Genomic DNA, 13,542 nt, shown 5'->3' on the forward strand with positions numbered 1-13,542 from the left:
TGCGTAGGTTGGGGTGAGGTAACGAACCCCAACATTTGACCGGTTTGAACTTTACAAATCATTAGCTGTTTTGTTGGCTGCAATGTCTCGTTTTCATGTTTGGCTGGTGGCTCAACGGTTGTCGTGTTGGGGTTCGTGCCTCACCCCAACCTACGCTCCCCAAACCGTTTGTCGTTTTCGGGGGAGGCGGCTCCCCACTCGGCGGGCAATGTGCCAGCGTTTATGTATTTATGGATGCTGGAATGTAACCAATCGGCTGGGCGGGTGACGTAACCGTGTTTGACAGGGTTGTAATGGATGTAATCGATGTGGTGGCGAAAATCGTCTTCGTCTTGGATGGTGTGATCCCAAAATCGGCGCTGCCAGATGCCGCGCTCGCCTTTGCTACGGCGGCTAGCGTTGATGCGTTCTGTTTTGGGGATTTGTCTGGAAAAACCGGACTTGATCAGCATCCAACGGGTCGGGTAATCGGAATCATTGGGCGGCAGGGTAAATATGGCGTGCAAATGATCGGGCATGACCACCATGGCGTCAATTTGAAATGGATGGCGGCTGCGCACAATGCGAATGGTTTCGCGGAGTGAGTCGATGTGTTCCACCAATAAGCACCGTTTTCTTTGCGCCAGATTAACGGTAAAAAAATAACTGCCGCCTTCGCTGAAATGACGTCGGTATAGCATGGTAGCCGTTGGGTTGGGGTTTGGGATGTTTGGAAATATAGCATGGGAGTCATGATGAAAATTCGCCCGTTTTGGGTTTTGCTGCATCGTTACACAGGCCTGATGATGACGGTATTTTTAATCGTCGTCGGTTCGGCCTTTGCTGCTTGCTGATGGCTTTATGGGGCGTGATGTCTCGCTTTCAGGTTTGGCTGGTGGCTCAACGGTTGTCGTGTTGGGGTTCCTATCGTCACCCCAACCTACGCTCTCGGCGATTTTCCGCCCGTTCTCAAATTGACCCCAAAACCCGGTCAAACCAAATGCCGCGCGCATTCCATACGCTGATGCAAAACACGAATTACTCAAAGTTGTTCGGAACTCATGGGCGCCGAGGCACAGCTTAAAAGCGGCAATCTTTTTGATATTAGATGACGAACGAACCACACCCACCCTTAACTGCCGCGTTTTTACAGCACCAAACCGAGCTACAGCAATTTCTGTGGCGGCAAGTCCAGTGCCGGGAAGCTGCAGCGGACTTGCTACAAGATACCTATCTGCACATCGCTGAATATCCGGCGCAAAAACAAATCACCAACCAACGGGCATTTTTATACCGGGTGGCCGGCAATCTGGCTTTGGATTATTTGCGTCGCCAAGCTCGGCAACAGGCGCGGGACGGCGGCGCTTTGGACGAAGACTGGCAGTGCCCCAAGCCGCTGCCGGAGCGCTTTGTACAGGGCGAGAAACGATGGTTGGTGATCGAAAGTTGGCTTTGTGGTTTACCCACACTCAACCGACAAATCTTGTGCTTGCATCGCTTGGACGGCAAACGTCACCCACAAATTGCCGCCGAATTAAAGCTCTCGACACGTCAGGTCGAACACATCTTGTACCGAACCGGAAAATTGCTGGCAGGAGCCCGCCTGGACGATTATTGATATCTATCGGATATGAGATTTCACTTACTCCGACAAGAAAATAAGTCATATGCCACGATTTTTCTTAAACAATTGCTTACCAGCACTGGGTGCGTTGTCAAAATATCGGCTTGACCAGAGCTTTAGACATAATCTAACCGCATGAATATATTGGGTTTTTATGAAAAATACATGCCATGAAAAAACCCGAAGCCAGTTAAATGGAATATTTTTTGCTGCTCTATCAGGTTTTCTGCCCAAAAAACCAACCCGATTGACCGCGTTAAGCCTGCCTCGATCAAAAATGCATGAATACATTACTGGACAAACTATTCCGCAGACACGGCAAGGAGCTTCTGGCATTCACTGAACGCCAAAGCAATGTCACAATCGCGGAAGATATTACCCAGGAAGCTTTTTTGCGATTAATGCAACATCCCAATCTGACGGCCATCGAAAACCACCGGGCCTATTTGTTCAAAACCGCCGCCAATCTCAGCAAAAACGCCTACGATCACGAACAGGTCAGGTTGCGGTATACGCCAGACGAACCGGTAGAGCTGGAGCACCTGGTTTGCCCGCTGCCTGCGCCGGAAACGACGGTCGCAATCCAGCAGCAACTGGAGCGTTTTCTATCGGTTTTGCTGCAACTGCCGGAAGTCATACAGCACGCCTTCATCTTGAGCAAACTGGATGGTTTAAGTTACCCAGAGGTTGCCGAAGCACTGGGCATTTCCAGCAAATCGGCGCAACGCTATGTGTTCAAAGCCTGGCAACATCTTATTCAGCATCTGGGGCATGATTTTTTGGGTGATAATCTGACCCGATAAGCAGTGTTCAACTGTCTTATTAGGTAAAGCGCAAACAAGACTGGCCAGATGAAATCCAAAACTTACAAACTCAGCGGTACGCCCCAGGAACAAGCCGGATTTTGGGTGTTCACGCAACATTCGGACGAGTGGACGACGGCTGCTGAACAGCAGCTACAGGATTGGCTGGCACAAAATGACAGCAACCGCCTGGCATACGAACGCGCGCTCCAGCTTTGGCAACAGCTGGATCAACTTAAACCAGCCAGCTTTCCGGCTCGGGAAGCCGCACAACAAATTCGGGCGAAGCGCATCCAGCGCAAACAACGCATCCGCAAAGCGCAAACAACCGGATTGATGGGCGTGCTGGTTTTGACCACGACTTTTGGTTTAAATGAGTATCGGCTAACTGATCGCTATGCCACCGCAGTCGGTGAACGCAAGTCGATTGATTTGGCCGACGGCTCGCAAATCACCCTGAATACCGATACCCAACTGTCGGTGAAAATGACCGGCAACCGCCGGGTGATTGGTCTGGAAAAAGGCGAAGTTTACGTGAGTGTGGCTCATGAAATAGACCGGCCTTTCGATGTGATAGCCGGCAATGGCCGTATTCATGACATTGGCACGCGCTTTAATGTCTATTCGGCCAACAACACAACGCAAGTCACCGTCACTGAAGGACAAGTACAGATCATTCCGGACAGCAAAATAACCGGAGCGCGTTGGCTGGATCATGTCATCAGCCGATCAGCATTTTGGCTGCACCTGAGCAGCACGCCGAAAAACCAGGAAAACCCTGCATTGCTAGCAGGCGAACAAATTAGCTACGACGACCAAGGCCAAGTCAATGCGCCGATTGCCACCAATGCTGCCAACATCATTGCCTGGCGCAGTGGCCGGCTGGTATTTGAGATGGCGCCTTTGGAAACCGTGTTAAGCCAAGTACAGCGTTATCACCAGGTCAGTTTTCAATATAGCGGTGATGCTATCAAACAGATCCGGGTATCGGCCAGCTTCGAAATCGACAACCTGCCCAAAATACTGAATACCCTGCAGGCGGCACTGCCGATCAAAACCGAGCAATTTCAAGATGGCAAGATTGTGGTTTCTGCGAACCGAGGTTGACAGGCATACAAACCAGCCCTTTGTCCCAAGAGGCTGATTAGCCCATCATGTTTACAGCCAAGGATTAAGCGCTTCAATACCTGCGTTGCTGAAGTCTCGAACATTACGAGTAACCAATCGACAGCCATGCGTTCGGGCAGTCGCGGCAATGATCGAGCAAAACGCAGCTAGGGATTTTCCTTGTGCCTCTGCCTCAACCGTCATTTGCGCCCACACCTTTGCAACCCTAGTGTCAAATACCAGAATTCGATCTTCAAAACCGATCTCCAACTCTTGTAGCCATAGCGTAAGCTCAGATCGGAGCTTTGATTCTGGCAACCGGTTTACACCACGCTGCAATTCAGCCAAAGTCATCGCACTGATGCAAAGCTCGTGCGCTTTGCTAGCTTCAAACCACTGTAGGACTTTGGCATCGGGCTTACTCTTGACTAGCTCAGAGAGCGCACAAGTATCCAACATATATTTCACAAAGCCAGATCCCGAATCACTTCTGTGGATCGTTCCAACACTAAGGCCTCACCGCGTGGCGCATTGAGCAGGCAGTCCTTCAAACGCGGCAATTGACCGCTTAAGCGCCGATAATCGTCAACGGCCAAGATGACAACAGCCTCTTCACCGCGTCGAGTCACCAGTTGTGGGCCTTCTTTCAGGCTGAGCTCCACCACCTCGCTGAATCGGCTCTTCGCCTCTTGTAATTGCCAAGTATGCATCTATCTCTCCTGTCCAGTCATACCAGTTATGAGTATGAGCTTTATAAAATGGTGTGTCAAAACGCTAAACAGCCTTCAAAACATGCTTAGACATAAGATCAATCAAAGCCCCATAGCATCCAATTCATCGAGCATTTTCAAAGCCTGTTTCGGATTGCCGCGCACCTGTGCAGCCATAAACCGTTGCCTGGCTTCATCTTCCGCCAGCGCTTGTGCGGAAAACTCAAACATTAATTTGTTAAGGCTAATGCCTCTAACTTTGGCAATATCTTTCAATCTTTCCGCCATGTCTTCAGGTAAACGAATGGATAAGGTAGTCATGATTCTAATAACCTCAATAGCTGTTGCGGTGTAACGACTTCAAAACCGATGTGCCTAAGTTCCGCATTGGCGAAGTCAGATAAATTGTTGGTAATAATGTAAGAAGCACGTGCGGCAATAGCCAATTCAATAAGGTGATTATCCGCTTCATCCTGCAAATTCGGCCGCCAAAGATAACGCGCGTCCACAGAGGTACAGACACTCGCAAAGCCATCAAGAAACGCCATCAAAGAAACCGATGTTTGATTGCATAATGCTTGGATATGTTCACGATTGAGTAAATCTTGGTATTCAAGATAAAGCGCGTTGCCAACAAAGGGCTGTAAATCCCCTTCAAGACAGCGCCGCAAGATTTCCCGATTCGGCCCTGTCTTTCCTATCAGCCCTGCTACCAATACATTGGTATCGATTACGACTCTCATGATTCGTTAAATTGCCATCACATATGCACACAAAATTATCTTAACACAGGCCTTAGAGAGCATCTATCGAAAAAAATTTGCAAAAACCTTCTCCCAAGCTGACCAGATTTTCGACGCTGAGCTGTCTTACTTTATGAGCCGGAATAAACGGCACAGACTTTTCAGCAATCAGAGGATCAAGAATGAAAAAATTCACATGGAAACCGCGTCGCAGCCTGCTGGCACTGGCAATCCTGTCTGCAACCGGCGCAGCGCTTGCCGAACAACAAACTCACCACCTGAGCATTGCCCCGCAAAGCATGAGTGATGCATTAAAAGCACTGGCAGCGGAAACCCACATCCAAATATTCAGCGATGGTGAAGCGCTGAAAGGCAAGCAAACCAGCGGCATTCAAGGTGACTTTACCGCGCGCGAAGCCTTGCAGAAATTACTGACCGGCACCGGCTTGACCTATATCTTTACGGCGGAGGATGCGGTGGCAGTTAAGGCTGCAGAAACGGGAAGCAATGCGACGACGACTTTGCCGGCGGTGACGGTTGCTGGGAAGGCGGTTTATGATTCGACTGATCCCTACAACCCTGACTACAACTTACCGAATGCATCCACCGCCACCAAAACCGATACGCCGATTATGGAAACACCGTTTTCGATACAGGTGGTGCCGAAACAGGTTTTGGAAGACACGCAAGCTGTCCGTCCGGGCGATGCGCTGAATTATGTCAGCGGTATCTATCAAGGTACTGCAAATTCGGGTGATTGGCTGGACTGGTCAAGACGACGAGGTTTTGATAATTACCCCGCAGGCGATTATCGCAATGGTGCGCCATTCCCGTTGGGAGGGGCTTGGGGCGGCCGGGATTTGGCGAATGTTGAACGTGTAGAAGCTTTGAAAGGCCCAGCTTCTCTACTCTATGGACTGACTGCGCCCGGCGGTGTGGTCAATTACGTCACCAAACAACCGTTGGCAACGCCGTATTATTCCTTACAACAACAATTCGGTTCTTACGACTTCTATCGCACCACTGTGGACGCCACCGGGCCGATTACCGACGACAAATCGTTACTGTACCGTATTAATCTGGCTTATAAGGATGCCAACTCGTTTCGTGACATGGTAAGCAGCGACCGTATTTTTATCGCACCGACTGTTACTTGGAACATTAGCCCTAAAACCCAGGTGAATTTTGAATTGGAATACGATTACGGTCATGTGGTATTTGACCGAGGCATACCTGCAATTGGCAATCGACCAGCCGATGTACCACGCAGTCGATTTTTAGGTGAAGCAGACCCGCGAAGTACGTTCGAACGGGTTCTGGTCGGCATGAATTGGTCTCATGCCTTTAATGACAATTGGACGCTCAGCCATCGTTTCACCGCGGTCTACAATGGTATAGAGACTTACGCAGCTAATCCGACAGGGTTAAATACTGACAACAGAATGTTAAATATATTTGGCGTGGTCGGACATCGCCCGCCGGAAGATGATGCCAGCTATTTTAATGCGATCAATTTGACGGGGCATTTCGATACATGGGGATTACAGCATACGTTACTATTAGGGGGTGACTATTTTCGTACCTTTAGGCAAGGTACTGAGCAATATTATTTCAATGCCGTCGATATTTATAATCCTACTTATCTCGGAGCTAATGCCATCCAAAATCAAATAGCTAATGCACCCGTTGTTAATAGCTCAGCATTGGAGCAATGGTTCGGGCTTTATCTACAAGATCAAATCAAATTGCCATTTAACTTTTCTATGCTGGCGGGTTTTCGTTATGACGGTGCGGAAAATGAATATGTCGATCTTGTCAGTGGGACGGTTACTGAAAATCCCATGCAGGATAGCTTGACACCTCGCGGCGGTTTGATCTGGCAACCTATTCCGGAATTTAGTGTGTACGGCAGTTACACTGAAAACTTTGTTGGTGTCCAATCTGGTAGATCAATTGGTGGTTCGTTATTAAGTCCTGAAACTGCACAGCAGTGGGAGTTTGGAGCCAAGACAGAACTCTTCGACAAAAAATTGATGGCTACGTTGGCTTGGTTCGATCTGACCAAGCAAAATATGGCAATTTATCAGCCACCGACTTTTATCGACGCAAGAGCGATAGGAGAGGCTAAAACAGCTGGCCTGGAATTCGATGTAAAAGGAGAAATCCTACCCGGATGGAACATAATCGGTGCTTATGCTTATACACCCGATGCGAAAGTTATTAAAGGTTATCCGGGTGAAAATGGTCAACGCTTGCCAGGAGTTCCCAAACATGGTGGTAGTTTGTTGACCACTTACGAGCTACAAGCTGGTAAGTTGCGAGGCTTGAAGTTCGGTGGTGGAGTACTTGTTCGCGGCTCTCAAACTACCGAAACAAGCAACACCGACGTCGTGCTGCCCGGATATGCGACGGTTAATCTGTTGACCAGTTATTCCTGGAAAATTGGGGGTAGCAAATTAACGACGCAATTCAACGTCAACAACCTGCTCGATAAGGAGTATTTCCCCAGCGCGGCATTCAGCCGTAATGCTATCGAAGTTGGTGCGCCGAGGACGTTTATGGGATCGGTGAGAGTGGAGTACTAGTCTCGATGACATATAAACTCGGTAAGTTGGGTTTTGGTAGGTTGGGGTGAGGTAACGAACCCCAACATTTTCGATCGGCTTGCCCGTTGCTCCTTACTGATAATTTTTTGGGTCGCGATGTCTCGCTTTGATGTTTGGCTGGTGGTTCAACGGTTGTCGTGTTGGGGTTCGTTACCTCACCCCAACGCCCCGCAAATAAGAAAATTATCCGGCAATCTTGGTGGATGCGCACGGCTTATCCACGCTACCGATCGCCCATCAGGAAAGGATCATTTTTAAATCACTGTTAACTCGGTAAGTTGGGTTTTGGTAGGTTGGGGTGAGGTAACGAACCCCAACATTTTCGACCGGTTTGCCCGTTGCTCCTTGCTGATAATTTTTTGGGTCGCGATGTCTCGCTTTGACGTTTGGCTGGTGGTTCAACGGTTGTCGTGTTGGGGTTCGTTACCTCACACCAACCTACGCCCTGGATAAGCGAAGCGCATCCGGCAATCTTGGTGGATGCGCACGGTTTATCCACCCTACTGATTGCCCATCAAAAAATGGCGCATTTTTAAATCACTGTTAGGTTGCCGGTGGCTTGCTCACCAACCGAATAGAGTCGCTCGGCGCTCACGAGCGTCAACGTATAGCTGTAACAGCAGCAAAATTAGGCATGCCCAATGTTGAACGATCATTACCCACCCTTAACCGCCGCGTATTTACGCCACCAAGCCGAGCTACAGCAATTTCTGCTGCGCCAGGTCAATTGCCGGGAGGCGGCAGCCGACTTGCTGCAAGATACCTTTTTGCATATTGCCGAGTATGCTGGGCAGGATGCCATCGCCAATTGCCGGGCATTTCTGTACCGGGTGGCCGGTAATCTGGCTTTGGATTATTTGCGCGCCCAAATCCGGCAACAAGCTCGGGACGGCGGGGCGTTGGACCAGGACTGGCAATGTCCCTGTCCTTTACCTGAGCGGTTGGTGCAAGGCGAGCAGCAATGGTTGGCGGCCGAAAGCTGGCTGCGCGGCTTACCCACACTCAATCGGCAAATCTGGTGCTTGCGTCGGCTAGACGGCAAGCGCCATCAGCACATTGCCGCCGAATTACAGATCTCGGAGCGCCAGGTCGAGCGGGTGCTGTACCAAACCGGACGCATGTTGGCCGGCGCGAACTTGGATGATGGTTAACTTGAGGGGATAGCGGAAAGATTTAAGCAATGTTTGCGTTAGCCATTGAAGAATCGTCAACGCCGTCATTGGCATGGATTGCCGAAATCCAGCGCACTCGGTGGTTTCCTGGTCCCGCCAGTCCGCCGGGACGACATCAACGATTAACGCGAACATGGCTAAGATTTAAGCCGTCACGCCAGCTTTTTGATGCCGACAAACTTATTGCCCGCCCCCAACTCCATTTCAAAATGGCCCTGGATGCCGGATTTGCTTAGATACCGCTGAATATTGCCCGCGGGAAAGACGATGCGCCGGCCGTCATCGGCAATCGTCACCACGGTTTTGGCGACGCCTTGATAAACCGCCAGATATTGGTCGTAACTGAGATCCAACTTGAAGCGAATGAATTGATTAGCCATAAAAAAGCCGCGCCGGTTTACCCGGCGCGGCAAGGGAGCGTTCTAACGCATGTTTTGCAAAGCGGCGATGCGCTCTTCCAAAGGCGGGTGGCTCATAAACAAGCGTTGTACGCCGCCACCATTGATACCGAATGCGGCCAGTTCGCCGGGCAGTTCGGCAGGCTCATGTGAACGCTGTAAAGCGCGCAATGCACCTATCATTTTTTGCCTGCCAGCCAAATTGGCACCGCCAGCATCGGCGCGGAATTCGCGGTAACGCGAGAACCACATCACCAGCATCGAAGCCAAAATCGACAACGCGATTTGCGCGACCATTTGCGTCACATAATACGCCGGACCGTAACCGCGTTCGGTTTTGAATACCACCCGGTCCACCACATAGCCGATGATGGTAGCGAAAAAATACACGAAGGTGTTAACTACGCCCTGCATCAAGGCCATTGTCACCATATCGCCGTTGGCGACATGGCTAATCTCGTGGCCGACCACCGCTTCCACTTCATCGGCACTCATGCTGCGCAGCAAACCGGTACTGACCGCCACCAAAGCATTGTTACGGTTGGCGCCGGTGGCAAAGGCGTTGGCTTCCGGAGCATCGAAGATACCCACTTCCGGCATACCGATTCCGGCTTGCCTGGCTTGGCGTTCGACCACGCTGATTAACCATTGTTCGGTTTGGTTTTCCGGCTGCTCGATAACGTGCACACCCATCGAACTTTTAGCCGACCATTTGGACATGAACAATGAAATCACCGAACCGGTCATGCCGATGACCGCCGACATGGCCAGCAGGCCTTCGATGTTCAAGTTGACGCCTTGAGCATCCAGTGCGCCTTGCAAGCCAAATATACTAAATATGATGCTGATCGCAATCATAATGGCCACGTTGGTGGCCAAAAACAGCAATATTCTCATCATGGCGTAACTTTCCTGTGTTGTTATAAAGTGGGTTTAATCTGGGGAGCCGAAAGATTAAATTCAAGACTATAGAGTGTTAACATCTGCCAAAGTTTACTTGAGGGACATAAAAATGAAAATTATAAAGTCGCTGTTGATGCTGTTTGCCGCTGTACCGGTTTGCTTGGCAGCCACCCCCGAACAAGAAGCCGTGCTAAAACAATTACGTCTGCCGCCGGGTTTTAATATCAGAATATTCGCCGACGACGTTCCCAATGCCCGGCAAATGGCGCTGGGCGACAATGGCGTGGTCTATGTCGGTTCCCGCCAAGGCAGCGTCTATGCGGTACAGGATAAGGATGGCGACGGTGTTGCCGAACAAAAATATCTGCTCATTCAACAGCTCAATCTACCCAATGGCGTGGCTTACAAAGACGGCACGTTGTATGTCGCTGAAATTCACCGCATCATTCGTTTCGACGAGGTTGGTCAGCGCTTGGCCAGCCCGCCCAAAGCGGTCACAGTATTCGACCAGTTTCCCTCCGACCGCCACCATGGCTGGAAATATCTGCGCTTCGGCCCCGACGGCAAGTTATACACCGCCATCGGCGCGCCTTGTAACGTCTGCGACCCGGACAAACCGATTTACGGCTCGCTAATTCGCATGGACCCGGACGGAAGCGACATGGAAATCCTGGCACGCGGCATCCGTAACACGGTGGGGTTCGATTGGGAAACCCGCAGCGGCCATCTGTTTTTCAATGACAACGGCCGCGACTATCTGGGCGATGACATGCCGCCTGACGAACTGAACGAATGGAACCTAAAAGGCGAGCATTTCGGCTTCCCATATTGCCATGCCGGAACCATTCCAGACCCGGAATATATTGGCGACAAGCAATGCTACAAATTCAAGGCCCCAGCCTGGAAATATAAAGCCCACATTGCCCCGCTCGGCATGCGTTTTTACACCGGCAAACAATTTCCGGACACTTATTTCCGGCAGTTGTTCGTCGCCCAACATGGTTCTTGGAATCGCACCGTGCCGCAAGGTTATCAGGTGAATGTGGTCAAATTCCGCGAAGGCCAAGCGTATAACGAACTACCCTTCATCAGCGGTTGGCTGACAGCGGAAGGCCAGGTACTCGGCCGTCCGAACGACATTATTCAAATGCCGGACGGCAGCTTGTTGATCAGCGACGACAGCTTGGGCGTCATCTACCGGGTAAGCTACGGCCGATGAACGACAAACAATTTCAAATATTGGATACGCAGGTTGTGTATGAAGGCTTTTTCCGGCTGGAGCAATACACCCTGAAACACACGCTGTTCAACGGCGGTTGGAGCCCCCCTTTAAAGCGGGAATTGTTCCGCCGCGGCAATTGCGTGGCCGTGCTGCTGTATGATCCGAACCGCGACGAAGTGGTGTTGATAGAGCAATTCCGCGTCGGCGCTGTGCTGCAACCAGAACGGGCGTGGCAGCTGGAAATTGTGGCCGGCGCCATTGAAGAAGGTGAAACCGCTGAAGAAGTCGCTTATCGCGAAGCCCGCGAGGAAGCGGGCTGCGAAATTGAAGAACTCATCGAAATAAAACAGTTCTTCACCACGCCCGGCGGCTCATCGGAATGGATTACCCTGTTCTGCGGCCGGGTCGATAGCAGCCGAGTCGGCGGCATTCATGGCCTTGACGAGGAAGATGAAGACATCCGCGTCACAGCCGTCAAATTCGACGAGGTATTTCAAATGCTGGAAGACGGCAAAATCGAATCCGGCATTCCCATCCTGGCGATTCAATGGCTGTATATCCATCGCGAGGGATTACGTGCCCGCTGGTTGACTGGAGTTAATTCGCCTGCGTGGTAACTGCCACAGTGGACCGGGCCTTAGCCCGCAAAACACAGCGGTCGGGCAAGCTTTCGCCCGCGTCCACTGGCAAGGCCAACAGGCGATACGCCTAGGTTTTGCAGGCTATCGCGTTTGTAAAGTACCTGCCCTATCCAGCCATTTGCCGGCTTTTTCATTCAGCCAGGCTTGGGCAAACTCGTCTTTTTTAATCAGCATATCCAAAAATGCGCTGGACACACTGGCGATGGCTGCCACTTGTTTATAACCCAAATTCGGATCGCGGCGCTCTGTTTTGCCAAATAAGCCGCCGCCTGCACCGCCAGCGCTCATGCCGCGCCGCCCGCCGCCATTATGTCCGCCCGGACCGCCGCCGGAATCCATGCCGAAGTCGCCGCGCCGCACCCCGCTCAATCCAAACCGCCCACCCAACTCATTGCCTGACAGCAAACGATGCCCGGCGCCGCGCAATAACAACAGATATTTGCCGCCGGCCGGAGCCTGTTCCCAAACCGCCGTACGCACGGCGGCGGAACTAATCGCGTAAGGATCGTTATCTTCGCTGCCGGTAATCGTCAGCATCGGCAGACGCAAAGCTTGAAACCGGCTGCGCACGTTGCCTTCCGCCAAATCCACCGACGGACTCAACACCATCGCCGCCACCGGCTTCAGCTGGTCTGCGCGCGGCAAACCGCTACCAAAATTCTCGCCCAAAGCTGCCGTCACGGTTTGCGCACCCAGGTCGTAGCCCGCCAGTATCACCTTGCTGAAATCGGCAGACGCATACAAAGGTTGCCGTAAGCCGGCGCGCGTTTGCAGTTGCGCATAGGCCCAAAATAGTTGTGCTAAGCGGGTTTTCAGATTCTCCATGCCAAAGTATTGATGACCGACATAACGCAATTCGCTTTCCCTAGCCGTCCGCGATTGCCGACGCGGCTTGTCACCAAACCAACCGCCATCAGCCGGCTCGGGTCGCAACGCCATATTTTCATCAGCCAGCTCCGCATTTTCGTCGTCCGGAATCTCCTCCGGGTCATCGAAGCGCCGCTCCGCCTCCAAGGCCTTCAAGGCTTGGCTGACCGGCATCGGCTGCATACTAAACACCAGGTAGCCGGCCTTGGCCCAGGTTTCCCGCCACAAACGCCCGGCTTTAGCATCTTCGCCCAAGCTGGGCAGATAAATAATCAACGGATAGCTTCCCGGCGCACTCGGCCCGACCAGCTCTACTTCCAGTTCCGTTTGCTGATAAATCCAGACGTCGTGCGTAACATCCACCGGAAAATTCCGCGCGGTTTTGTAGCCGCCATTGCTCAATATTTCACTCAATTTTTCTTGCTGATCTTCCTGACTGGGCAGCGGCGGCCTGGAGGAACAGGCGACCAACAGCATGAGCGCACAGGCCAACAGCAATCGGCACGCTTTATGGCTAACCCAGCCCTCAAATCCCGTTAGCCTTAATGCCCTTGAAGGTACGGAGTTTATCGAAGGACGCCGCCGCCTGGGCTTGGACGCATCCAGCCGGAACGGCATACCCGTGATAAACAGGGCCGGATTCATAAAAAATTTATTAGCTTGGGACATGACTTTGCAACTCCGGCAAAAAATCGGCGACAGGTTCGAGTGCGGCATTATCGCCGACAGCGGTATCAAGCGGCGCAGGTAAATTGTAAAAATGGGTA

General features: G+C 51.5%; 16 protein-coding genes. 8 read left to right on the forward strand and 8 right to left on the reverse strand.

The genetic code is table 11. The features are described from left to right. Positions 1-140: 140 nt before the first annotated feature. Entirely contained in the window at positions 141-680 is a 540-nt protein-coding gene (locus ACWAU0_RS02055; protein ID WP_458138162.1) for an REP-associated tyrosine transposase, read from the reverse strand. A 407-nt stretch (positions 681-1,087) separates the two neighbouring features. On the opposite strand from ACWAU0_RS02055, the gene ACWAU0_RS02060 reads away from it, so the two are divergent. The 3 genes from ACWAU0_RS02060 (at position 1,088) to ACWAU0_RS02070 (ending at position 3,513) form a co-directional block, all read left to right on the forward strand. Further along, positions 1,088-1,597, forward strand: a complete 510-nt coding sequence (locus ACWAU0_RS02060) for a sigma-70 family RNA polymerase sigma factor (protein ID WP_458138163.1) — start codon at positions 1,088-1,090, stop codon at positions 1,595-1,597. 287 nt (positions 1,598-1,884) lie between these two features. Then, the gene (locus ACWAU0_RS02065) at positions 1,885-2,406 is read left to right on the forward strand and encodes an RNA polymerase sigma factor (protein WP_458138164.1); all 522 of its coding nucleotides are present in this window, start codon (positions 1,885-1,887) and stop codon (positions 2,404-2,406) included. Positions 2,407-2,454: 48 nt separating this feature from the next. Beyond that, on the forward strand, positions 2,455-3,513 hold the full coding sequence (locus ACWAU0_RS02070; RefSeq protein ID WP_458138165.1) for a FecR family protein: 1,059 nt from the start codon (positions 2,455-2,457) through the stop codon (positions 3,511-3,513). Positions 3,514-3,564: 51 nt separating this feature from the next. On the opposite strand, the gene ACWAU0_RS02075 is transcribed toward ACWAU0_RS02070, so the two are convergent. The 4 genes from ACWAU0_RS02075 to ACWAU0_RS02090 form a co-directional block, all read right to left on the reverse strand. Then, positions 3,565-3,972: a type II toxin-antitoxin system VapC family toxin gene (locus ACWAU0_RS02075; RefSeq protein WP_458139190.1), complete on the reverse strand. Its 408-nt coding sequence runs from the start codon at positions 3,970-3,972 to the stop codon at positions 3,565-3,567. Between the two features lie 5 nt (positions 3,973-3,977). Further along, the gene (locus ACWAU0_RS02080; protein ID WP_033157050.1) at positions 3,978-4,223 is read right to left on the reverse strand and encodes a type II toxin-antitoxin system Phd/YefM family antitoxin; all 246 of its coding nucleotides are present in this window, start codon (positions 4,221-4,223) and stop codon (positions 3,978-3,980) included. Between the two features lie 102 nt (positions 4,224-4,325). Continuing rightward, positions 4,326-4,544, reverse strand: a complete 219-nt coding sequence (locus tag ACWAU0_RS02085; RefSeq protein WP_033157051.1) for a ribbon-helix-helix protein, CopG family — start codon at positions 4,542-4,544, stop codon at positions 4,326-4,328. Further along, positions 4,541-4,966, reverse strand: a complete 426-nt coding sequence (locus ACWAU0_RS02090; protein ID WP_129871352.1) for a putative toxin-antitoxin system toxin component, PIN family — start codon at positions 4,964-4,966, stop codon at positions 4,541-4,543. The genes ACWAU0_RS02085 and ACWAU0_RS02090 overlap by 4 nt, the downstream gene beginning before the upstream one ends. Before the next feature lie 182 nt (positions 4,967-5,148). On the opposite strand from ACWAU0_RS02090, the gene ACWAU0_RS02095 reads away from it, so the two are divergent. After that, positions 5,149-7,551 carry a TonB-dependent siderophore receptor gene (locus ACWAU0_RS02095; RefSeq protein WP_458138166.1) on the forward strand — a complete coding sequence of 801 codons (2,403 nt, stop codon included), beginning with the start codon at positions 5,149-5,151 and terminating at the stop codon, positions 7,549-7,551. A 662-nt stretch (positions 7,552-8,213) separates the two neighbouring features. Next, a complete protein-coding gene (locus ACWAU0_RS02100) occupies positions 8,214-8,723 on the forward strand; it encodes an RNA polymerase sigma factor (RefSeq protein ID WP_415880049.1) in 510 nt (169 codons plus the stop codon). A 173-nt stretch (positions 8,724-8,896) separates the two neighbouring features. Here ACWAU0_RS02100 and ACWAU0_RS02105 read toward each other — a convergent pair whose 3' ends face one another. Both ACWAU0_RS02105 and htpX read right to left on the reverse strand, forming a co-directional pair. After that, positions 8,897-9,124: a DUF2835 domain-containing protein gene (locus tag ACWAU0_RS02105; RefSeq protein ID WP_033157240.1), complete on the reverse strand. Its 228-nt coding sequence runs from the start codon at positions 9,122-9,124 to the stop codon at positions 8,897-8,899. Positions 9,125-9,166: 42 nt separating this feature from the next. Further along, on the reverse strand, positions 9,167-10,042 hold the full coding sequence (gene htpX, locus ACWAU0_RS02110) for a protease HtpX (protein ID WP_458138167.1): 876 nt from the start codon (positions 10,040-10,042) through the stop codon (positions 9,167-9,169). A 112-nt stretch (positions 10,043-10,154) separates the two neighbouring features. Between htpX and ACWAU0_RS02115 the strand changes: the two genes are divergently transcribed. Together ACWAU0_RS02115 and ACWAU0_RS02120 are read left to right on the forward strand one after the other, a co-directional pair. Further along, positions 10,155-11,264, forward strand: a complete 1,110-nt coding sequence (locus ACWAU0_RS02115; protein WP_458138168.1) for a PQQ-dependent sugar dehydrogenase — start codon at positions 10,155-10,157, stop codon at positions 11,262-11,264. Beyond that, a complete protein-coding gene (locus ACWAU0_RS02120; RefSeq protein ID WP_458138169.1) occupies positions 11,261-11,884 on the forward strand; it encodes an NUDIX domain-containing protein in 624 nt (207 codons plus the stop codon). Before ACWAU0_RS02115 ends, ACWAU0_RS02120 begins: the two co-directional genes overlap by 4 nt. A 105-nt stretch (positions 11,885-11,989) precedes the next feature. Here the strand turns inward: ACWAU0_RS02120 and ACWAU0_RS02125 are convergent, their stop codons facing one another. Further along, on the reverse strand, positions 11,990-13,252 hold the full coding sequence (locus ACWAU0_RS02125) for an alpha/beta hydrolase (RefSeq protein ID WP_458138170.1): 1,263 nt from the start codon (positions 13,250-13,252) through the stop codon (positions 11,990-11,992). Here ACWAU0_RS02125 and ACWAU0_RS02130 point away from each other — a divergent pair. Beyond that, on the forward strand, positions 13,251-13,526 hold the full coding sequence (locus ACWAU0_RS02130; protein ID WP_033157059.1) for a hypothetical protein: 276 nt from the start codon (positions 13,251-13,253) through the stop codon (positions 13,524-13,526). The genes ACWAU0_RS02125 and ACWAU0_RS02130 overlap by 2 nt on opposite strands. Positions 13,527-13,542: the final 16 nt, after the last annotated feature.

The sequence above is a fragment of the Methylomonas sp. Uni0009 genome (assembly GCF_054188105.3).

Excerpts from the sequence above, each read along its gene's own strand:
- ACWAU0_RS02055 (WP_458138162.1), bottom strand. The coding sequence starts at position 680 with ATGCTATACCGACGTCATTTCAGCGAAGGCGGCAGTTATTTTTTTACC.
- ACWAU0_RS02060 (WP_458138163.1), top strand. The coding sequence starts at position 1,088 with ATGACGAACGAACCACACCCACCCTTAACTGCCGCGTTTTTACAGCAC.
- ACWAU0_RS02065 (WP_458138164.1), top strand. The coding sequence starts at position 1,885 with ATGAATACATTACTGGACAAACTATTCCGCAGACACGGCAAGGAGCTT.
- ACWAU0_RS02070 (WP_458138165.1), top strand. The coding sequence starts at position 2,455 with ATGAAATCCAAAACTTACAAACTCAGCGGTACGCCCCAGGAACAAGCC.
- ACWAU0_RS02075 (WP_458139190.1), bottom strand. The coding sequence starts at position 3,972 with ATGTTGGATACTTGTGCGCTCTCTGAGCTAGTCAAGAGTAAGCCCGAT.
- ACWAU0_RS02080 (WP_033157050.1), bottom strand. The coding sequence starts at position 4,223 with ATGCATACTTGGCAATTACAAGAGGCGAAGAGCCGATTCAGCGAGGTG.
- ACWAU0_RS02085 (WP_033157051.1), bottom strand. The coding sequence starts at position 4,544 with ATGACTACCTTATCCATTCGTTTACCTGAAGACATGGCGGAAAGATTG.
- ACWAU0_RS02090 (WP_129871352.1), bottom strand. The coding sequence starts at position 4,966 with ATGAGAGTCGTAATCGATACCAATGTATTGGTAGCAGGGCTGATAGGA.
- ACWAU0_RS02095 (WP_458138166.1), top strand. The coding sequence starts at position 5,149 with ATGAAAAAATTCACATGGAAACCGCGTCGCAGCCTGCTGGCACTGGCA.
- ACWAU0_RS02100 (WP_415880049.1), top strand. The coding sequence starts at position 8,214 with ATGTTGAACGATCATTACCCACCCTTAACCGCCGCGTATTTACGCCAC.
- ACWAU0_RS02105 (WP_033157240.1), bottom strand. The coding sequence starts at position 9,124 with ATGGCTAATCAATTCATTCGCTTCAAGTTGGATCTCAGTTACGACCAA.
- htpX (WP_458138167.1), bottom strand. The coding sequence starts at position 10,042 with ATGATGAGAATATTGCTGTTTTTGGCCACCAACGTGGCCATTATGATT.
- ACWAU0_RS02115 (WP_458138168.1), top strand. The coding sequence starts at position 10,155 with ATGAAAATTATAAAGTCGCTGTTGATGCTGTTTGCCGCTGTACCGGTT.
- ACWAU0_RS02120 (WP_458138169.1), top strand. The coding sequence starts at position 11,261 with ATGAACGACAAACAATTTCAAATATTGGATACGCAGGTTGTGTATGAA.
- ACWAU0_RS02130 (WP_033157059.1), top strand. The coding sequence starts at position 13,251 with ATGAGCGCACAGGCCAACAGCAATCGGCACGCTTTATGGCTAACCCAG.
- ACWAU0_RS02125 (WP_458138170.1), bottom strand. The coding sequence starts at position 13,252 with ATGCTGTTGGTCGCCTGTTCCTCCAGGCCGCCGCTGCCCAGTCAGGAA.